General features: G+C 72.0%; 15 protein-coding genes. 5 read left to right on the forward strand and 10 right to left on the reverse strand.

The window, feature by feature from the left end:
• The first annotated feature begins 87 nt into the window (after window positions 1-87).
• Both WMF27_RS00260 and WMF27_RS00265 read left to right on the forward strand, forming a co-directional pair.
• The gene (locus tag WMF27_RS00260) at window positions 88-300 is read left to right on the forward strand and encodes a hypothetical protein (protein WP_437530776.1); all 213 of its coding nucleotides are present in this window, start codon (window positions 88-90) and stop codon (window positions 298-300) included.
• Window positions 297-503 (forward strand): hypothetical protein, encoded by a 207-nt coding sequence (locus WMF27_RS00265; protein WP_437762282.1) that lies wholly within the window; start codon window positions 297-299, stop codon window positions 501-503. The genes WMF27_RS00260 and WMF27_RS00265 overlap by 4 nt, the downstream gene beginning before the upstream one ends.
• Before the next feature lie 222 nt (window positions 504-725).
• Here WMF27_RS00265 and WMF27_RS00270 read toward each other — a convergent pair whose 3' ends face one another.
• The 4 genes from WMF27_RS00270 to WMF27_RS00285 all read right to left on the reverse strand — a co-directional run bounded on the left by WMF27_RS00270 (window position 726) and on the right by WMF27_RS00285 (window position 6338).
• Window positions 726-2672 carry a CBS domain-containing protein gene (locus WMF27_RS00270; protein WP_437762281.1) on the reverse strand — a complete coding sequence of 649 codons (1947 nt, stop codon included), beginning with the start codon at window positions 2670-2672 and terminating at the stop codon, window positions 726-728.
• Window positions 2673-2827: 155 nt separating this feature from the next.
• Window positions 2828-3544, reverse strand: coding sequence for a hypothetical protein (locus tag WMF27_RS00275; RefSeq protein WP_437762280.1), 717 nt, complete (start codon window positions 3542-3544; stop codon window positions 2828-2830).
• Window positions 3545-3765: 221 nt separating this feature from the next.
• Window positions 3766-4557: a hypothetical protein gene (locus WMF27_RS00280; RefSeq protein ID WP_437762279.1), complete on the reverse strand. Its 792-nt coding sequence runs from the start codon at window positions 4555-4557 to the stop codon at window positions 3766-3768.
• 83 nt (window positions 4558-4640) lie between these two features.
• Window positions 4641-6338, reverse strand: a complete 1698-nt coding sequence (locus tag WMF27_RS00285; RefSeq protein WP_437762278.1) for a hypothetical protein — start codon at window positions 6336-6338, stop codon at window positions 4641-4643.
• Window positions 6339-6418: 80 nt separating this feature from the next.
• Here WMF27_RS00285 and WMF27_RS00290 point away from each other — a divergent pair, with 80 nt between their 5' ends.
• Both WMF27_RS00290 and WMF27_RS00295 read left to right on the forward strand, forming a co-directional pair.
• Window positions 6419-7744 carry a hypothetical protein gene (locus WMF27_RS00290; protein WP_437762277.1) on the forward strand — a complete coding sequence of 442 codons (1326 nt, stop codon included), beginning with the start codon at window positions 6419-6421 and terminating at the stop codon, window positions 7742-7744.
• A gap of 37 nt (window positions 7745-7781) precedes the next feature.
• On the forward strand, window positions 7782-11102 hold the full coding sequence (locus WMF27_RS00295) for a DUF4215 domain-containing protein (protein WP_437943694.1): 3321 nt from the start codon (window positions 7782-7784) through the stop codon (window positions 11100-11102).
• A 147-nt stretch (window positions 11103-11249) separates the two neighbouring features.
• Here the strand turns inward: WMF27_RS00295 and WMF27_RS00300 are convergent, their stop codons facing one another.
• The 6 genes from WMF27_RS00300 to WMF27_RS00325 all read right to left on the reverse strand — a co-directional run bounded on the left by WMF27_RS00300 (window position 11250) and on the right by WMF27_RS00325 (window position 18972).
• Window positions 11250-11876 (reverse strand): hypothetical protein, encoded by a 627-nt coding sequence (locus WMF27_RS00300; protein ID WP_437762275.1) that lies wholly within the window; start codon window positions 11874-11876, stop codon window positions 11250-11252.
• A 485-nt stretch (window positions 11877-12361) separates the two neighbouring features.
• Window positions 12362-14044 (reverse strand): SBBP repeat-containing protein, encoded by a 1683-nt coding sequence (locus tag WMF27_RS00305; RefSeq protein ID WP_437762274.1) that lies wholly within the window; start codon window positions 14042-14044, stop codon window positions 12362-12364.
• The gene (locus WMF27_RS00310; protein ID WP_437762273.1) at window positions 14044-15036 is read right to left on the reverse strand and encodes a tetratricopeptide repeat protein; all 993 of its coding nucleotides are present in this window, start codon (window positions 15034-15036) and stop codon (window positions 14044-14046) included. The genes WMF27_RS00305 and WMF27_RS00310 overlap by 1 nt, the downstream gene beginning before the upstream one ends.
• A gap of 8 nt (window positions 15037-15044) precedes the next feature.
• Window positions 15045-16565: a protein kinase domain-containing protein gene (locus tag WMF27_RS00315; RefSeq protein WP_437762272.1), complete on the reverse strand. Its 1521-nt coding sequence runs from the start codon at window positions 16563-16565 to the stop codon at window positions 15045-15047.
• 275 nt (window positions 16566-16840) lie between these two features.
• A complete protein-coding gene (locus tag WMF27_RS00320) occupies window positions 16841-18196 on the reverse strand; it encodes a cyclic nucleotide-binding domain-containing protein (protein WP_437762271.1) in 1356 nt (451 codons plus the stop codon).
• A gap of 101 nt (window positions 18197-18297) precedes the next feature.
• On the reverse strand, window positions 18298-18972 hold the full coding sequence (locus WMF27_RS00325) for a dienelactone hydrolase family protein (RefSeq protein ID WP_437762270.1): 675 nt from the start codon (window positions 18970-18972) through the stop codon (window positions 18298-18300).
• A 312-nt stretch (window positions 18973-19284) separates the two neighbouring features.
• On the opposite strand from WMF27_RS00325, the gene WMF27_RS00330 reads away from it, so the two are divergent.
• The gene (locus tag WMF27_RS00330; protein WP_437762269.1) at window positions 19285-20025 is read left to right on the forward strand and encodes a hypothetical protein; all 741 of its coding nucleotides are present in this window, start codon (window positions 19285-19287) and stop codon (window positions 20023-20025) included.
• Window positions 20026-20063 lie beyond the last annotated feature (38 nt).

Consider the following 20063-nt stretch of genomic DNA (forward strand, 5'->3'; position numbering starts at 1 on the left):
GAGAAAGCGACGAGCGAGAAAGAAGGGTTGGGGCAGCCTGGGCGCTAATTTGGCCCACGCATGAGCTTGCCGATAGCGTGGTTGGCCATGCGGAAACTCATTCTATGCAGTGCGTTGCTCTGCGGCGCTCCGGCGCTCGCGGGGTGTGCGACGTTTGCAAGCGACTCGGCGCCGGCGGCGCCGGGTTATGTGTATGTGGCCGGTCACAAGAACAACCAGCCTGCGATGTGGATGTGCCCTGACGCGCCGGGCAAGGCGGAGTGCACCGAGGTCGAGGTAACGACGGAGGCAGCCGAATGAAGCGTTCTTTGATTTTCGGGCTCTTGCTCGCGAGCTTCGGCGCGATCGGCTGTCAGGGGAGCTACACGAGCATCCGGCAGATCGACGGGACGCGGTACCACGTCACGCGCACGAAGCAGGGCTTCCTCAACGCGTACGGCACCGTGTTCGACTGCCAGGCCAAGGGCGACGCGATGACGTGCGTCGAGATCAGCGATCTGTGAGCTCCGCGCGGGAGCGCTGCTCCTCGCAGGGTCTCTAGATCGCCGGCCGGTCGAAGAATAAAAAACGCAAAGGCGCAAAGACGCAAAGGCGCAAAGACGCAAAAAGGCGTCGAGAAGAATTTTTCTCGCTTCTTCTTGCGCCTTTGCGCCTTTGCGCCTTTGCGTTTCATTCTCTCTCTCTCTGCGGCTCCGGTGCGCGCGCCGCCGGCAGCGGGCGGCCTCTCACGCCTCGCGCAGGAAGGCCTCGAGCAGCGCCGCCGAGACGTCGAGGAGATCGCGCTCGGTCACGATGCCCACGAGCCGCTCGCCCGCGACGACGGGCAGGCAGCCGACGCGGTGCTCGCGCATGATCCGCATCGCCTCCAGCGTCGGCGTGTCCGGCGCGACGGTCACGGGGTCGGGCCGCATGATCGACGCGACCGTGGGCGGCGCGGATCCGCTCGGTGCCGCCGCGGCGCCGCGGGCGACGAGCCGGAGCAGCGCGCGGTGGGAGACGACGCCGACGAGCCGGCCCTGCTCGTCCTCGACCGGGACGTGGCGCACGTGCCGCCACTCCATGACGCTCGCGGCGAAGTCGACGATGTCGGTGGGACGCACCGTGAAGAGATCGGTCGACATGAACTGGCCCACGGTCCGGTAGCTGTCGCGCACGAGGTCCAGGTCGTCCTCGAGCGCGGCGGGCTCCCACGCGTGCACCGGGCGCCCGGCCCCGCCGCCCCGGGCCTCCTCCCGCTGGCGGGCGAGCATCGCGGCGCAGAGGGCGCGGCTTCGCAGCTCCGGGGTGCCCCGCCCGGCCATGGACGCGAGCGAGCCGAGCGCCCACTGCGCGCCCGTCTGGCCGCGGCGAACCCGCTCCTCGACGACGCCGAGGTACCGGTCGACGTCGGCGGCGTCGATGCCCGCGGCCGAGAGGCCCGCCCGGGCGGCGGGGAGGAGGTGCGAGAGGATGAGCTCCGGGGCAGGGAGGCTCCGGCCGCCGAGCCACGTGAGCTGCGCCTTGAGGCCGTGGCGGGCCGCCGCGAAGAAGTTCGCCTTGGCGTCCTCGAACGGCATCTCGAGGTCGATGCGCGGGTGCTCGTCGGCGAGGCCGGACATGAGGCCGAAGAAGAAGGCGGCGTTCGCGACCTCGTCGAGGACCGTGGGCCCCGAGGGCAGCGCGCGGCTCTCGATGCGCAGGTGCGCGACCCCGGCCAGGGCCCCGTAACAGGGGCGGTTCCAGCGGTAGACAGTGCCGTTGTGGACCCGCAGGGCCTTGAGGTCCGGCACCTCCCCGCGCGCGAGCACGGCCGCGGGGGGCTCGCCGGTGTCGGCGGTCATGATCACGCGGAACCGCGCGATGTCCTCGCGGAAGAGCTCGAGCACGCCGCCCTGCACCCAGCCGTCGCCGAAGTGGACGCGGGGCCTGTGCTGCCGGCCCTCGAGCGCGCTCGGGCGGGTGTCGACCGAGGTCTCGAAGAGGGCGATCCGGGTCTCGTGCCAGAGCCGCTGCCCGAGGAGCAGCGGCGAGTTGACCGCGGCGGCGAGGACGGGCGCGGTCACCGCCTGGGCGAGGTTGTAGAGCGACGCGAACTCCCGCGCCCCGACCTGGAGGTGGACCTGGAAGCTCGTGTTGCACGACTCGAGAAGGATGTTGTCGTGGGTGAGCTCGAGCTCGTCGAGCCCGTGGATCGAGATGCGGAAGTCGCCCTGGCGCAGCCGCAAGAGCGCGCGGTTGAGCTCGTGGTAGCGAGGCGCCGGCGTGAGGTTCTCGAGGCGGAGGTCGCCGGTGCGCAGGGTGGGGAGGATGCCCGTGAGCAGGACGTCGGCGCCGGCGGCGCGCGCGGCCTCGGCCGCCCGCCCGATGACCTCCGAGAGCTCGGCCTCGAGCCGCCGCAGGCAGTCGCCGCCGAACGGGAGCGGGGTGAGGTTCGCCTCCAGGTTGAAGCGGGCGAGCTCGGTCGTGAGCCGAGCATCGGCGGCCCGCTCGAGCACCTCCAGCGCGAGCGGGGCGGGCCGGAGCGCGCGGTCGACGAGGAACATCTCCTGCTCGGCGCCGATGCGGTGCACGCCGGACTCGATGCGATCCTCCAGGAGGAGGCGCTCGAGCGCCTCCACGTCGTCGAGCAGCGCCCGCATGAACGCCTTGTGCTGCTGCTCGCTCGCCTGCTCGGAGACGTGCTGCTCGCCCATGGTGATCTCCCCGCCTTTCGCTCGCCCTCGCGCCAGGGAAGCCTACGACGGCGAGCGGCAGGGGGCGCGGGGGATCCCCCGGCGGGGCGGCGGGCGTCTGGCTCGGCGCGGGCGGCGCGGGCGGCGCGGGCGGCGCGCGAAGGTGGGCGGCGCGGTCAGAAGCTGCGGCCGGCCGCGAGCCGCAGGGTGGCGACCTTGTCCTCGGCGAGGCCGAACCCGAGCGGCGCGTCGAGCGCCACGAGCAGCCCCGCCCGGGCGTAGAAGCCAGGCTGCTTCACCGTGTAGGTGAAGAACGGCTCCATCGCGAGCTGCATCCTGTCATCGCGGGTCAGCGTCAGCGCGGCCTGGAGGCGGAGCCCGCCGCCGTAGGGGCCTCGGCCGCGCAGCTCGAGCTCGTCGCCCTGCTCGACCACGAGCTCGACGCCGGCCCTGCTGGTCGGGAGGGCGAGCATCACCGCGGTGTCCGCGCGGTAGACGAGCCGCGCGGCGAGCTCCGCCTCGACGCCGCCGTGGGCCCTCAGGGGCAGGTGCCCGGCGGTGAGCCGGTGCAGGTCGAAGGAGGCGCGCGCGGGGGCGGTCGCCTGCAGCGTGGCGCGGGCGTCGGCGTCGGGGGCGCTGAGGACGGGGATCGAGAGCGCGCCGCCGCCGAACACGGTGAGCTTGCGCGAGACGGCGCGCGCATGGTGGGCGCCGATCGTGGGGTTGCCGAAGAAAAAGCTGCCGGCGCTGCTGCTCTCGTCGACGCCGAGCCGGGTGGACCGGAACGAGGCGGAGACGTCGCCATAAGCGAGCGGGAGATCCACGTCGAGGTGGAGCCGGCCGAACCACTCGAGCTGACCTCGGAGATCGAAGGTCAGCCCGAACGTGCTCACCTCGGAGGTGACATCGTCCCTGGCCCATGAGGCCGACTTGCTCAGGACGTCGAGCTCGAGCTCCGCACGCGATCCCTGGGATTTAGCCCAGCTGTTCTTTTCTGCCGGAGCGGCAGGCGGCGCCGTGAGCCAGAGCGAGAGCAGGAGAGCGGAGGAGAGCAGCGATCTCGCGTTCAATCAGGCCCACCTGCGAGGAGTACCATGGCTCGGCTCGGCCGTGGTTATCGAACGGCGCCCTCGGCGCCCGCGGCGTCCTCGTCTTCCTCCTCGTCCTCGTCGTCTTCGTCGTCCTCGTCCTCGTCCTCGTCAGCGTCGCCGTCGAACAGCAGGGAGGGGGCGTCCTCGTTGCCGTGCTCCGCGAAGATCCCGTCGGCGGCGATCACGAGCTCCTCCATGCGGTCGGCGTCGACGGGGCCGTACACGGCGAGCGCCATGGTGCGATCCTGCACGAACAGCCACGCGTCGGGGAAGTCGAGCAGGGCGTCGCGGATGCTCTTCGAGAGCCACCGGCCGATGGCCTTCGCTTCGGGCCCCTCGACAAGGAACTGCTCCATGAACTCCGGGTCCTTCTTGAACTGGACGCCGGTGTTGGGGGCACGCCTGCCATCGACGATGGGCAGCGGACACACGGTGAGCCGGGGCGCGGCCTTGGCCAGCTTGGTGAGGACCACCTGGTACTCGCTGCCGTTCTTCGCGTCCGGGCCCACGACCGCGACGTAGGCGAGCTTCGGGACGAGCTCGTAGCGGGCGAGGACCGCGCCGCCGCCCGTCTCCTGCAGCGTGTGCTGGAGGCTGGACGGCAACGAGCGCACCGGACGAGGGCCGTCGCCGCCGTCGCCGGCCTTTCGGCCGCCGGGCTTCGCGCCGGAACGGCCCGGGGCCGCCTCGGGGGTCATCAGCGCGCGCCAGCGCGCGAGCTCGCGGTCGCGCCGCGCCTCGTGCCGACCGCGAAAGCCGGTCAGGAACCAGACGACGAGCAACGCAAGGGGACCTACGTACCAGAGCCAGGGCATGGGGCGGCGATGCTAGCAAACCTCGCGGAGCTGCGGTGGGGTCGCGCGCGCCCGCGGCGAGCCTCGGCGCGAGGCGGCGAGGTTCAGGGCGCGGGGGCCGGAGCGGCGTCGTCCGGCCGCTCGAAGACGCACCAGTAGCCGTTCTTGCTGTGGCGCACCATCCCGGCCACCTCGTACACGCCCCGGAAACGCCGGTCCCTGCGGAGCTTCTCCTGCGCCGGGAACGGGAGCTTGTCGCAGGTGTCGGCGCCGCCGACGAACACGAAGTAGCGCGGCATCTTGTCGAAGACGTGCTGCACGTAGCCGGGGCCCGTCTTGCGCGTGTAGCCGCCCGGGAGCTTGGAGATCACGGGATCGACGAGGCCGAGGAGATCGAGCACCGGGTAGTCGGTCACATACCCGATGTACCCGATGTCGCCCACGGCGACCTCGCCGGGCTTGCCGTGCTCCACGAACCAGTTGGCCACGCCGCCCGCGGCGCTGTCCCAGAACCGCTTCTCGTCGTCGAGGATGCGGTGCTGGGCGCGCTCGATCCGCTGCGCCCGGAAGACGCCCAGCGCGACGAGACAGCCGAGCGCGAGCACGCCGGCCCCCGCGGCGAGGGCGATCGCCCCGCCCTCGGGCGCGTCCGCGGCGCGGGCCGAGAGCTGGGCGAGCAGCGGCTCGAGCAGCGCGCGCGCGCCGAGGCCCGCGAGGAGGAAGCAGAACGGCTCGAACGGGCTCATGAAGCGGTAGTACGGCATCCAGTCCCCGCCCACGAGGAGCACGTAGCCGCCCACCGCGAGCGCGAGGGCCGCGACGCAGAGCGCGTCGCGGTGGCGCGCGACGATCGCCACGCAGAGGCCGAAGAGCGCGAGCAGCAGCGCCGGCCACGTGTGCTCCGCGTACTCCGCGAGGTAGCGCTGCCCGCCGGCCAGCTGCTCCGCGAGGCTGCCGGTCTTGGCGCTCAGCGTGTTCGGCAGCCACGTGCCGTAGTAGCTGTGCCGCCAGAGCATGTGGCACGCGATGGGCGCGGCGAAGACGACGCCGCGGAGGAGGTTCTGCCGCCCGAAGAAGCGCAGGCCGAGGAAGAGCATCGGTATGCCGATGAACATCGGCGCTTCCGGGCGCGTCAGGCCAGCGAGCCCGAAGACGAGGCCCGAATACGGGAAGCCGGTCCCCCGGTCGCGCTCGCGGAACATCATCTCGGTGCCCGCGAGGACGAGCAGGACGAACAGCGGCGTCTCCAGGCCGAAGACGGCATATCCGCTCTGCACGATCGAGCTCGCGAACAGCCACGTGGCGATGCAAGGGACCGCGCCGTGCGGGCGGAGCCGGGCCGAGAGGAGGTAGAGCGCGCCGAGCGAGCCGCAGGCGGCGAGCCCGCCGAGCACCTTGGCGACGACGTCGGGGTCGAGGCCGAGCTTGATGCCGCCCGCGAGCAGCACCGTCCAGAGGAAGTTCGTGTACCCCTCGATGCGCTCGCCGGCGTTGTAGACGAGCCCGAGGCCCCGGGCGAAGTTGCGCGCGTACCGGTACGAGATGTACGCGTCGTCGATCGTGAACGAGCGCACGCGCACCATGTTCACGACGAGCAGGAACGCCGGCAACACGAGGCCGAACGCGAGGTGCAGGCGCTCGGAGAGCGGCGCGCCTCGCAGCCAGTCGCGCAGGCGTCGGGCCGGGGGCGCGCCTCCGACGGCGCCGTCGCCCGCCGCTTCCATGTCGCCGTCGCCCTCGCCGCTCGGAGGGGCGACCCCGAGCTGCCCGTGCTCTGCTTCTTCCGGTTCCAGGAAAGCCATGTGAAGCCTCTCCCTACCATGGATGGTTCATGTCGGGGTCGTTTCTTGGTCGAGGCGCTCATCCCAGCTATTCTCGCGACATGCGTGCAACCATTGTCGCTCTTGCCGCCTCCTCCGCCCTTTTCGTCGCGCCCCCGGCGCTCGGTGCCCGAGGCGTGCCGTGCGGCTTCTATGGCATCGATCCAGGGGCGCCCGTCGATGCAGGGGAGGTGATCTTCGACGACGATCACGCGAAGCGGCTCGCGCGGGCGGGCGCCGGCGCCGTGCGCGTCGAGTTCCTGCTCGATGACGCCGAGGCGTGGGACGACGACAAGCTCGAGCAGTACGACGACATCATCGACGCGGCGCGCGCCGCGGGCCTCGAGCCGGTCGGGCTCCTCTCTCACCGCACGATCGGAGAAGGACAGGACGTCTGGAATGACGATCCGGACCGGGACGGCGACAACGCGTACGTGGAGGCGTTCGCCGAGACGGCAGAGGCGCTCATGACGCGGTACGCCGGGGACGTCGTCCAGTGGGAGATCTGGAGTCAGCCGAACTGCTCCGAGCTCCCCGACCCCGCGCTCGACCCGCAGCACGCCGGCTGCACCTTCGTCCTGCCCCGGGTGCTCGCGCGGATCCTCGCCGAGATCCGCATCCGCAACGAGGCGCTCTTCAACGTCGACGAGCTGTCGCTGACCACGGGCGGCCTGCTCGCCTCGGACGACCCGGCCGCGCCGTTCTCGGGCGTCGATTACCTGCGCGAGCTCTACGCGCAGCCGGTGTGGGACGAGCTCGAGGCGCGCTTCGGCCAGCGGACGCCGTGGTCTCGCCTCGGTCAACAGCTGTTCTTCCATCAGAGCACCGAGGTCGATCCGGTGACGCTCAACGATTATCTCGACGCGCTGCGCGACGTCGCCGACGAGGAGGGGGACGAGAGCCCCTTCGCCGTGACCGGGATGGCGTGGTCGAGCGCGCTCGCCGGCGAGGAGCTCCAGGCGGCGAACCTGACAACGTCGTTCGAGCTCCTCTCGGAGCGCGACGACGTCGCCGGTGTGGTCTGGGCCAGCTTCCAGGACGCGCCGCTCGATGAGCAGCCCTTCGGCCTCGTCGACGAGGCCGGCGTGGAAAAGCTCGCGCTCGCCGCGTTCAGCAACTCGGCCGACAAGTGCGAGCCGACGGCGCAAGGCGGGGGGTCGGGGAGCGGCGGCGGGGGGAGCGGTTCGAGCGGCGGCGGCGTTGCAGCCGGCTCGCCGCCCGGCAGCAGCGGGCAGGTCGGGCGGCCGATCGACGGAAAGCGGCGCGCGAGCTCCTGCAGTTATGCCGCGGGCGCGACCAGCGGAGGCGGAACGCGGCCAGCTGTGGGGTGGCTCGCGTTGTTCGCGCTCGGCGCGATCGCGATGGTGCGCTGCCGCCGCGTCGTTTGAAGGCAACTCGAGCGCCCTCGTCGCCGACAGGGGAGGCATGCCTCACAGCTCGGCGCGCGTCGCGCGGCGGATGGCCGTGCACGTCGGATTTTTGTTCTTCAATGGTTGCGGGCACGACGGCGCGGGCGACGGCTTCGGCGTCTGCGGCGACGGCGTGGTCGACGAGCGCGAGGCGTGCGACGACGGCAATACCGCGGAGGGCGACGGCTGCTCGCCGACGTGCCAGCGCGAGGAGCCAGCGGCGCCCCGCTGCGGCGACGGCGCGCTCGACGCGGGCGAGGCGTGCGACGATGGCAACACGGCGGCCAGGGACGGCTGCTCGGCGGCGTGCGAGATCGAGGTGCCCCCGCGCTGCGGCGACGGCGCCATCGATCCGGGGGAGCAGTGCGACGACGGGGACGTTGCGACGGGCGACGGCTGCGAGGTCGACTGCAGGAAGACGCCGGCCGAGGAGACCGCCTGCGAGGAGCTTTTGCCGCTCGCGCAGGGGACGTGCGAGGTGGTCGCCGGCGCGGGCGCGACGCTGATCCGGGGCGTCGTGCTGGCCCCGGGCAGGGTGTACCGGGGCGGGCGGGTGCTCGTGGACGAGCGGGGCGCGATCGCGTGCGTCGGCTGCGATTGCGAGGCGGCGGGCGCGACGGAGATCATGTGCCCGACCGGCGTCGTCTCCCCGGCGCTGATCAACACGCATGATCACCTCACGTACACGCAGAACAGCCCGTATACCCCGACCGAGGAGCGCTATGAGCACCGGCACGACTGGCGCACCGGCAACAACAAGCACACGAGGATCGACACGCCCGGCATGGCCAGCCAGGCGCAGATCCGCTGGGGCGAGCTCCGCTTCCTGATGGGCGGCGCGACCTCGATCGTGGGCTCGGGGAGCGCGCCAGGCCTCCTCCGGAACCTGGACCGGGCCGACCAGGAGGGCCTGGGCCAGAGCGCGGTCCATCTCGACACGTTCCCGCTCGACGACACGGGCGGCCGCGAGCTCGTGAGCGGTTGCGGCTACTCGGCCGACATGGTGACAGGGAAGGACGTCGAGGGAGAGGACGCCTATTGCCCTCACGTCGCCGAGGGGATCGATGCGTCGGCGCGCAACGAGTTCGTCTGCCTGAAGGCGGAGCCGAACGACGTGCTCGAGCCGCAGAGCGCGTTCATCCACGGGATCGGCCTGACCGCGCCCGACTACGCGGCGATGGCGGCGGAGGGCACGGCGCTCATCTGGTCTCCCCGCTCCAACATCACGCTTTACGGCGACACCGCGGTGGTCACCGCCGCCGCCCGCCTCGGGGTGCAGATCGCGCTCGGCACCGACTGGATCGCGACCGGATCGATGAACCTCCTGCGCGAGCTCCGGTGCGCGGCGGCGCTCAACGAGACGTATTACGACGGCTTCTTCACCGAGGAGGAGCTGTGGAGGATGGTCACCGGAAGCGCCGCCGCGGTCACCGCGACGGACGACGTGATCGGCGCGCTCTCCACGGGGAAGGTCGCCGACATCGCGATCTTCGACGGCAGAGAGCGCGAAGGCCACCGCGCGGTCGTCGCCGCCGATCCCGAGGACGTCGTCCTCGTGATGCGGGGCGGAAAGGTCCTGTATGGCGACGCGGCCGTGGTGTCCGCGGTCCGGGGCGCGGGCGCGTGCGACGCGGTCGACGTGTGCGGCGTGTCGAAGCAGGTCTGTCTGCAGGACGAGATCGGGATGACGCTGGCGGATCTCGAGCAGCAGGCGGGCGAGATCTACCCGGCCTTCTTCTGCGGCGAGCCCGAGGGCGAGCCGCTCTGCACCCCGTCGCGCGCGGAGAGCGCGCCCCTGAACGCCTCGGTGAACGGCTCGACCGTCTACACCGGGCAGCCGACGGACGCGGATCTCGACGGCGACGGCATCGAGAACGGCGCGGACGACTGCCCGAGCGTCTTCAACCCGATCCGGCCGCTCGACGACGGGGGCCAGGCGGACTTCGACGGCGACGGCGACGGCGACGCCTGCGACGCGTGCCCGCTCGACGCGGGCAGCACGCTCTGCTCGCCGCCGGACCCGAACGACGCCGACAACGACGGCGCGCCGAACGGCGCGGACAACTGCCCGAACCTCCAGAACCCCGGCCAGGCCGACGCGGACGGCGACGGCAAGGGCGACCCGTGCGACCTGTGCCCGGACCAGGCGAACCCCGGGGCCCTGGGCTGCGCGGTGGCGATCTACGAACTCAAGGACGGCACGCGCGCGGAGGGCGAGACGGTGGCCCTGGAGAACGCGCTCGTGACCGGGAAGCACGCGAGCGGCTTCTTCGTCCAGGCGAAGCCGGGCGACCCGGGGTACGCGGGGCCGGCGTACTCCGGCGTCTACGTGTACAGCCCGCAGAACACGGTGCTCGTCGGCGATCGCGTGCGGATCACGAGCGCGGTGATCTCGAATTACTTCGGGCAGATCCAGCTCGGGTCCGCCGTTGTCGAGGTGATCGCGTCGCTCGGCGAGGCGGCGCCGGCGCCGGAGCCCGTCGCGCTGGTCGACATCGCGACGGGCGGCGCGCGCGCCGCCGAGCTCGAGGGGGCCCTCGTCGAAATGGGGGGCGTCACGGTGATCGGGCTCGACACGACGGTTCATGAATTCATCGTCACAGGCGATCTGCGCGTGGACGACCTCCTGTACCGGGCCAACCCCTTCCCGGCGAAAGGGGATCATTTCGCGAGCATCCGCGGCATCCTCGTCCACCGTAACCAGGACTCGAAGGTCGAGCCGCGCGGCGTCGAGGACCTCGTGGCGGTGGCCGCGACGGCGGGGCTCGTGATCAACGAGGTGGATTACGATCAGCCGGGCGGAGATGGAGCCGAGTTCATCGAGATCTACAATGGCGCGGGCGCGCCCGTGGATCTCGTGGGCCATGCGCTCGTGCTGGTCGATGGATCCAGCAGCGCGCCCTCCGCCTACAGAACGCTCGATCTGAGCTCCGCCGGTACGCTCGCGGCTGGCCAGTACCTCGTCGTCGGCAGCACGGCGGTGGTCGGCACCGACACCATGCCAGGCGTCGTGGCGGAAGGTGCGGTGACGATCGCCTTCCCGGGCGCGCAGGCCGATCGGGTGCAGAACGGGGCTCCCGACGGGATCGCGCTGATAAACACCAACTCAGGGGCCGTGATCGACGCGCTCTCCTACGAGGGGAGCATCACCGCCGTCACGATCGGGGGCGCCAGCGTGAGCCTCGTCGAAGGCGGCGCGTTGCCGGCCACGGTGGCGGACGGCGGCATGGCGGCTGGCTCGCTCTGCCGCCTGCCCGACGGGACGGACACGAACCAGGCCGCCGCCGACTGGGCGCTCTGCGCGACGATCACCCCTGGTGCGGCGAACGTGCCGTGAGCCCGGCCGAGACGCTGCGCTCCTCGGCGCAGGGCACCTCGACGGCCCGCGGTTCGCCCGGCGCCGCGCGCGCCGGTGTCTTCGTCCTGTCGGCTGTGTCCGGAGAGAGTGAAGAGAATCAACGAGGAATGAGCCGCGAGCGGGGGCTCACAGGCAGCCGCAGAGCGGATCGCCCGCCTTGCACACGCACTTTCCGCCCTTTGCGCCCTTCTTGGCCGGCGCCGCCGCGCTGACGCCCCGCGCCGCCTTGCCGGACGTCGCCGCTCGGCCGCGGAGGGTTGCGGTTCCCTTGATGCTCGACGTCTTTGCGTCGGCCACGTCGTCGCCCTGCGCCAGCGCCTTGGTCGCCTCCGTCGCCTTGTAATCGGCGAACGCCTTCTGCGCCTTCTCCGCGTCGCTCTTGGCGGCGTCGAGCGCGAGGGTAAGCTCGGTGATCTTCCGGCTGCGCTCGTCGAGCTGGAGGTTGAGCTGCGCGATCCTGTCCTGCTCGGCCACGCGGGCGGCCACCGCCTCGGCCTGAGCCGCCTCGGCTTCCTTCACCTTGCCGGCGAAGGTGGTCACCGCGACCGTGGCCACGGCCGCCACGACCAGACCCATCCCGAACACGAACCGACCCCGCCGCTTCTGCCGCACGCCCTGGGCGATCGCCTCGAGCTCGCGTTCAAGGTCCCCCGAGCCCGACATGGGCGGCACGCTGGCAGCGACCGGCGCGATGCTGGTGGGCCCTCTCGTCCCCTGGTAGAGCACTCCCGGGCTTTGTTGCGTGTTCATCATCGCGCGCGACCTCCTCCTGCGTGAGCGATTCCTCCTCTAAGCAAGTGGGGGGGCCTCTAAGCAAGTGGGATGCCAGGTGAGCGCGCCCCGACTTGGCACCGTGTGCATCGTCCGTGAAGCAAACAGCGGTGCAAAGCGAGGACTCCCACCGCAAAGCGGTGGCTCACACCGCAAAATGAGGACTCTCACCGCAAAACGAGGACTCGCGAGGCGCTCCAGAGGCGAGTCGCGCGAGATCCGGGTGGATCACTTGTTCTGGTGCATGGATCGCTCACTGGACCTCGACGCGTCCCCTGGTCCAACGGAGGTCCTGCACCACGCGCCGGCAACACGGGTGCTGTCGGCGCGGAGCGAGGGCCGCCTCCGGGCAGCGAGCGGAAGCGCCCCGAGCGAGCCAACGATTCCGGCCACTTGCGGCCGTAGTCCGGCCACCGCCGCGTCTCCGCGGGGGCCGAGGGCGAGCGCGTCTCGTCGCGAGGTGGCCGTCAGGGCTTCAGCTTGGCGACGAAGGCGTCGGGGCCCTCGGAGCTCATCATGGGGTCCCCCCCGAGATCGATCCTGCCGCTGAAGCTGCCCGTCAGCGCGATGGTTCCCAGCTCGTCCACGGCGACGGCCCGGGCGCGCTGCTCCGCCGCGTCGCCGAACGATTTGGCCCAGGCCGTATCGCCGTTCGGAGCGAGCTTCGCGAAGAAGGCGTCGTTGCCGCCGAGGGCCTGGAGCCTCGGGCTCGGGGCGCCGAAGTCGATGGAGCCCTTGAACTCTCCGACCACGATGACGTTGCCCGCCTGGTCGGCCGCCACCCCCAGCGCCTTCTGATCGTCCGCATCGCCGTACAGACGGTTCCAGAGGTGCTTGCCCTCCGCGGTGAAGGCGGCGACGACCGCGTCCTTTCCTCCGGCGTATCTCCGCGGCGCTCCGTCGAAGTTGATCGTTCCCCCCGTGCTCCCTGCGACGACGATGTCCCCCTTCGCGTCCACCGCGACCGCCGCAAATTCCTGGCCCATGGTGTCGCCGAAGATCTTGGCCCAGAGCGGCGCCCCGCCCCCGTCGAGCTTCGCAATGAAGGCGTCGTCGCCCTGAGCATTGAGGAGCGTCGTCCCGAAGTACACCTTGCCCGCGATGCGGCCGACCAGGACCACGCCTCCGTCGGGCGTGATGGCAGCGTCGTTCGCGACCTCAGCGGTCGTATCGCCGAAGCTCTTGCTCCAGGCGAGGTTTCCGAGGGCGTCGATCTTCGCGACGAAGATGTCCTCTCCACCTCCCGTCAGGCGCTCCCCGCCCAGCTGTCGCCCGCCCAGCACGTCGGCCCAGTCGGTGAAGCTGCCAGCGACGACGATGTTGTCGTCCGGATCCACCGCGAGCCCGTAAACTCTATCGACGCTCGGACCGGCAATGGTCTTGATCCAGTCCAGGGCGCCCTCTGCGTCGAGCTTCGCCACGAACACGTCCGAGCTGCCCCTGCTCGTGAGCGGCGTCCCGTCGAAGTTAAGTGTGTTTTCGAAGGTCCCGGCCAGGATCACGCCGCCGTTCTTGTCGAGCGCCACGCGATTGCAAACATCCGAGCCGTTCCCCCCGAACGCCTTCGACCATTCCTTCGCGCCGTCAGGAGCGAGCTTGACGACGAAGCCGTCGAACGCTCCCTGGCTGCCGACGGAATCCAGGCTGGTGCTGAAGGCACCCGCGATCAGGAGGTTCCCTTCCCTGTCGAAGGTGACGTCATACCCGATCTGCTCGCCGTTCGCTCCGAGCTGGGTGCTCCACTCGTGCGCTCCGGTGCACTCCGCCACCCGATCGCAGTTCTCGTCATTCGCCTTCGTCGTACAGGCCTCGGCCCTGGGCAGCACCTCGTCGACGCAGGAGCCGCCGCGCAGGCAGCCGTCCTTGCACTCGCCGACTCTCCTGGTCGACTCGGGGCCTGTATAACAAGGATCGCAGGGCTCGTTGCCGCCTGCGCCGCCCGCGCCGCCCGCACCTCCCGCAGCGCCCGCGCCTCCCACGCCGCCCGTGCCGCCCGCGCCTCCCGCGGCGCCCGCGCCGCCCATCCCCCCTTGCGCGGCGCCGCCGCCGCTGATGGCGCCCGGCACGAGCACGCCTTGATCGAAGCACCCGCCCAGCGCGCCGGCCACGCCGAGCGCGCCGCAAAGGACCATGAAGCCGTTGCGTTTCATCAAAACACCCCCGCGATCCCGGCACCCCACGGCGATATCCACGGACGGACCGCTGCGCCCCTGGGCCTCGCCGCCGAGGACGGTGCGGTGAGGAGCAGCGCGACGCCGCCCGCGGCGAGCGCCCCGCCCACGATGAACGCCGGCGCAGGGACGAGGCGCAGGTCGTTGTACGAGCCCAGCTTGTCGCGCGTCGTCGGCGTGTCCGGGCACACGACGTCCTCGGTGCACCCGAGGTCGATCAGCTCGCTGCGCCGCGCGCTCGTGATGCCGAACGTGATCCCGCCGACGACGAGCGCCGCGGCGCCCGTGCCGACGGCGGTCCAGCCGAGCACGCGCTGCGTGGTGCCCGGCGCCGGGCCGGCGGGCGGGGGGAGGACGATAGGGGGGCGGACACCGACGGGGAACTCGAGCGCGAGCGCCGCCTCCTGCCGCTCCTGCAGCGCGACCTCCCGCCGGACGACACGCCCCGCCCACGCGGCCTCGACGACGTGCTCGCCAGGATCGACAGGCTGGCTGACCCCCACCAGCGCGGGTGGCATCGGCTTGCCGTCGATGGTGATCCGCACCTCGCGCTCCGGGGCGCCGCGCACCCCCACGGAGAGCCTGGGGATCCGTGGCTTGAGATCGTCGTACGCTTTCCCGGCGTCGGCGACCGCGGCCTTGAAGACGTCGCTGGCCGAGGCATCGAGCGAGGTGCGGCTCACTTGCAGGTAGCGCTCGGAGGCCTCGATGAGGCGCCCGAGCTGCTCGAGGCACCGCGCGGCATAGAGGTCGATCGTCGGCGCCTGGATCAGCTGGTCCGCGCGCCCGAACCTGTCGAGCGCCGCCGCGTACTGGCCCCTGTCGAAGAGGTCGAGGCCCTCTTCGGCGAGGGCCCGGGCGGCGTTCATGGTGGCGGGGTCGACGTCGGCCGCCCGCGCGGTGGTCGCGAGCGCGAGCGCGAGCGCGAGCGCGATGGTGGCGGTGCCCGAGACCCTCGATCGCGCGCGCATTCGTCTCCTCAGAAGCCGAGGCGGTCGGACCTGGAGCGCGTCGCGCTGGAGGCCGCGGGCGGGGCCGCCGACGAGGGCCTGGGCCGCGGCGAGGAGGACGCGGCCCTGCCCGGGCGAGCGGGCGCCGTCTGGGCGGAGGAGGCGGCCTCGTCCGGAGCGCTGGCCGCCGCCAGCGCGGAGCCGGCGCGGGGCGCAGGCGTCGAGGTCGCCGCGGGCGTCGTGTCCTGGGGAGGCGCGAGCTCGGGCGCCCCCCTCGGCGAATTCGCTTCCGCCGGCGGATTGTTCGCCGGGGCGGCGACTGTCTCGAGCGTCCCCGGCGGCGAGGCCGCGCCGGACGGCGGGGCGCGCGGGATCGGGTCGTTTTCGAGCGCGCGCCAGCCGATGAAGAGCACCCCGCAGAGGACCGAGGCCGCGAGGCCGAGCGCGACGGCCGGGACCGGCATCCTGCGGCGAGGTCTCGAGTCGGCCCCGGCCTCGTCGTGGAGGCCCGGCGACGAGGCGACGCTCCCATCCGGCGAGACGGAGAGCGGGGAGGTGGAGATCGGCGGACCGGAGAGCGGCGCGGCGGAGAGCGGCGCAGCGGAGATCGGCGGGACGGAGGGCGACGCGGCGCCCGCGCTCGCGGGGATCGAGCTCACCGAGGCCCGCCCGCCCTCCTGCGCGTCGCCGGGCGGCAAGAGCGCGTCGCGCAGCGCGTCGACCATCGCCGTCGCCGAGGCGAACCGCCCGTTCGGGTCACGGCTGCACGCCTGCATGAACCACTCGTCGAACGCCGGCGGCACGGGCACAGACGCCACCTTCGAGGGGACAGGCAGCGGATCACTGCATATCTCGAGGATCATCGCGCCAGGCGCCTCGGCGGTGATCGCCGCCCGGCCGCACACGCACTCGAACGCGATCACCCCGAGCGCCCAGAGGTCCGACCGGTAATCGACGGTCGCGCCCTGCGCCTGCTCAGGGCTCATGTACGGCAGCGTCCCGATCAGCACGCCCGCCTGCGTCCCGATGCCCTCTTTGCCGGACAGGCGCGTCTTGGCGACGCCGAAATCGAGGACCTTGGCCACCTCCCGGTCGTCGTCGCGGGCGAGGAAGATGTTGTCGGGCTTGAGGTCGCGGTGGACGATGCCGGCGTCGTGGGCCTTGCGCACGGCGCGCGCGACGTCGGCGAAGATGCGCGCCGTATCGGCCGGCTCGAGCGCGCCGACACGCTCGAGCCGGTGCGCGAGGTCCTCGCCCTCGAGGAGCTCCATCGCGATGAAGGGGACGTCGTTCTCGACGCCGTGATCGAGGATCTGCACGACGTTCGGGCTGCGGAGCGCCGCCGCCGCCTGCGCCTCCTGGTAGAAGCGCGCGCGGACCGTCTCGTCCTTCGCATAGAGAGGCCCGAGCATCTTGATCGCGACCGGCGAGCCCAGCGTGAGATCGTCCGCGCGCCAGACGGTCCCCATGCTGCCCGAGCTGAGAGGGCGGAGCAGCCGATACCGGCCGACCAGCACCTGTCCCTCCAGCCCGAACGCGTTCGTCGTCATTGTCGCAGGACCTGTGTGCGCGCGTGGCCTTCCCTACGCTGGTGGTTGTTCAGTGCTGGTCAACGACAACAACGGGTAGACCGAAAGTCTACGGGGCGTGGCGCGGAGCGTCAATCGGTGCACCCGCCGCGTGCTCGCAGGACGTCGCTAGAGCACCGAACAGGTTGAAACGCCGCGCGAGAGAGAGTTTGAACCACAGAGACACAGAAGCGACAACAACAAAACCTCCGCGCATCCGTGGTTCGTTTCGTCAATTTTTCGATCGGATCGGTACCCTAGATCAACACGAAGTCCTCGGCCACGGAGACCTCCTCGGCCATGATGCTCGTGGTCTCGTCGTCGCGCTGGACGGCGAGCTTGTAGAGTTGCGCCAGCACGGCCGGGTGATCCTCGACCAGACCCATGAACTCGGTGGCCGGTAGGTACAGCGTCACGGTGGGGTGAACGGCGATCACATCGGCGTTCGCCGCGCGGCGGAGGACCATCGCGATCTCGCCGGCGACGTCGCCGGGGCCGAGCGTCGAGAGCACGAGCGGCTCGACGCGGGCGTCGTCCGCCGCGTCGCGCCGGACGACGGCGACCTCTCCGGAGGCGATGAGGAACAGGCCGGGGGGCCGCTCGTCCTGGACGAGCAGCCGCTCGTTCTTCTCGAAGGTGCGCGTGCGGAACCGCTTCACGAGCGCGGGCCTGCTGGCCTCGGGCACGCCGCGGAGCACGTCGCTCATCCGGACGAGGTTCTCGACCATGCGGTCCCGGCAGTAGGCCGCGAGCTCCAGGCCCACCTCGGGCTCGCGCTGCGCGATGTCGTCGAGCGCGTCGCGCTTCACCTCGAGCACGATGGAGGGCCGCGTGGCGACGACGCTCCCGGTGCGCGGGGCCCGGGAGAGCAGCGCCATCTCGCCGAACATGGCGCCGTTCGTGAGCCGGGCGAGGAGGATCTCCTCGTCCCCGCGCCGGCGCCGCGCCTCGAGCTCCCCGCGCGCGACGAAGTAGGCCTCGCTGCGCGCGGCGCCCTGCTCGATCACGGTCGTCCCCGCCGCCACCCAGACGGGCGTGAAGGCGGCGCACAGGGCGCGGAGCGCGTCGCGCCCGACGGACGAGAAGACCGGCTGGGGCGCGATCCCGGGGTGATCGGCCTGGGCGGCCAGCCTGCGTGTGGCGTCGTGGAGGATCTCCGTCGCCTTGTTGAGCAGGAGCGCGCCGGTGAGCACGGAGGCGAGCGGCTGGAACGCCTCGGCGGCCGGCAGGGGCGGCGGCGGCGGCGCGCCCTCGCCGAGCCGCGGCGAGTCCCGGCAGAACGCCTCGGCGATCAGGTCGAGCCCGGGCCCGGCATCGCCGCCGAAGCGCTCGCTCTCGCGCGCGGCCGCCACGGCGAGCGGCAGGTTCTCGAGGTCGATCGCGCGGGCGATCGCGGTAGCGCACGCCTCGCGCGCGGCCTCCTGCCGGTTCAGCTCGCCGAGGAGGCGCCCGCAGAGGCAGAGCGCCGACGGCATCGTCGGGTCGTGCCGGACCAGCGCAGCGGCCCAGCGCAGCGCGGCGTCCCGCTCTCCCGCGAGTGCCAGCGAGAGCGCGCGGTCGATCGGCGACTCCGCCTGCTGGATCGAGCCCGGCAGTACCGGGGGGAGGGCCATGTAAGCGTGTATATCAGGGTTCATTGCGCGGCGGCAAAGAACGCGCCCGGTTGACGCCCCGCGCGCCCCGCGGATCCCCGGGGAGGACCGAGGCGTCGCGCTCAGGCGAGGTGCTGCTTCAGGAACGCGATGCTCCGTTCCCACGCGAGCTTCGCGGCCTCGGGGGCGTAGACCTCGGGGCGCGTGTCGTTCGCGAACGCGTGGTCGGCGTCATAGACGTGGAGCTCCATGGACTGGCCGCGGGCGGCGAGCTCCTTCTGGATCGCCTCGGCGGCGGCCGGCGTCGCCCAGCCGTCGCGCGCGGCGAAGTGGGCGAGGATCGGCGCCTTGACGCGCGTGTAGTCGGGCGCGGGGCTCGGGACGCCGTAGAAGGGCACCGCGGCCGCGAGCTCGGGGATCGTCGCGGCGGCGGCGAAGCTCAGCGCGCCGCCCATGCAGAACCCGATGACGCCGACCTTGCCGGTCGACCGCTCGTGCGCCGACAGGAAGCGGGCGGCGCCGGCGATCTCCTCGAGGGCGCGCGGCTTGTCGAGCTCGGTCATCAGCCGGTTGGCCTCGGCGGCGTCCTTGGTGGTCTTGCCGTGGTAGAGGTCGGGCGCGAGGGCGATGAACCCGGCGGCGGCGAGCCGGTCGAGCAGAGAGCGGATGTGGTCGTTCACGCCCCACCACTCCTGGATCAGGACGACGGCGGGCGACTTGTCCCCCTGCTTCGGCCAGACGATCTCGCCGGTCGCCGAGGACCCGTCCTTCGCGGGGAACGAAACCTTTTCGGACATGCGACTCCTCCCTTTCGAGACGGGGATGGGGTGCGCCGTCCCCGTCAGTCATCAGGGATCGGCTGCGCCGTCCCCGTCAGTCATCAGGGATCGGCTGCGCCGTCCCCGTCAGTCATCAGGGATCGGCTGCGCCGTCCCCGTCAGTCATCAGGGATCGGCTGCGCCGTCCCCTCATGGCGCGGCGCAGGATAACCGCCCCGCGCACGTTGCGTAGCGCAAACTGCCTGGCACGCGCTCCACGCCGGGACGCCGGCGATGTAGATTGACGGCGTGGATGCGCTGGCGGGACGATGGAGGCGAGCTGTCTCGTCCTTGAAGGAGCTCCGGCTGCGGGTCGCGTTCCTGCGGAGCGAGGTGCTGCGCGCCGATCTCCCCTCCGTCGCCCGCGCGCTCGACGACCTCTGCCGCGACGCCGAGCAGGCCAACCCCCTCGCGCGCGACGTGCTGGGCGCCGTCGTGCCGGTCCTCGTGGATCCTGCGCTCTCGGAGCGCGTCGAGCAGCTCCGCGAGCTCGCGTCCTCCCATGCCCTGCTGCCGCTCTCGCGCCTCCTGCGCCGCAAGGCGCGGCGGCCCGAGGCGCAGCCGGCCTCGCCGGCGCCGGACGAGCGGCTCCTCGCCACGTCGAGCGCCGGTCGCGCGCTCACGCTCGGCGAGCGGCGCGCGCTGGCCCGGCGGCCGACCCGCGCGGCCTTCGACGCCTTGCTCCGGGACCCGCACCCGCTGGTCATCCGCAACCTGCTCGCCAACCCGCGCTTGACCGAGGATGACGTCGTCCGCCTCGCGGCGCGCCGCCCGGCGAACGCGGAGGTCCTGACGGAGATCGCGAAGCACCCCGAGTGGCCGCAGCGCGCGCGGGTGCGCATGGCGATCGTGCAGAACCCGGGCGCGCCGCAGGAGATCGCGGTGCCCATGGTGCGCCTCCTCCTGCGGCCCGAGCTGCTGCGGCTCGCGGCGGCGGCGGACGTGCCCGCGGTCGTCCGAGCCGCGGCGCGGGAGCTGCTCGATCGCCGTCCGCCCGTCCCGCACAAGCCAGGCGGCCCGCTGGCGCAGTGAGGCCGCGCCCTGCGCGGGGTCGGCGGCATGCGCAGGCC

The organism is Sorangium sp. So ce281 (assembly GCF_051527395.1).
GTDB classification, from domain to species: domain Bacteria; phylum Myxococcota_A; class Polyangia; order Polyangiales; family Polyangiaceae; genus Sorangium; species Sorangium cellulosum_B.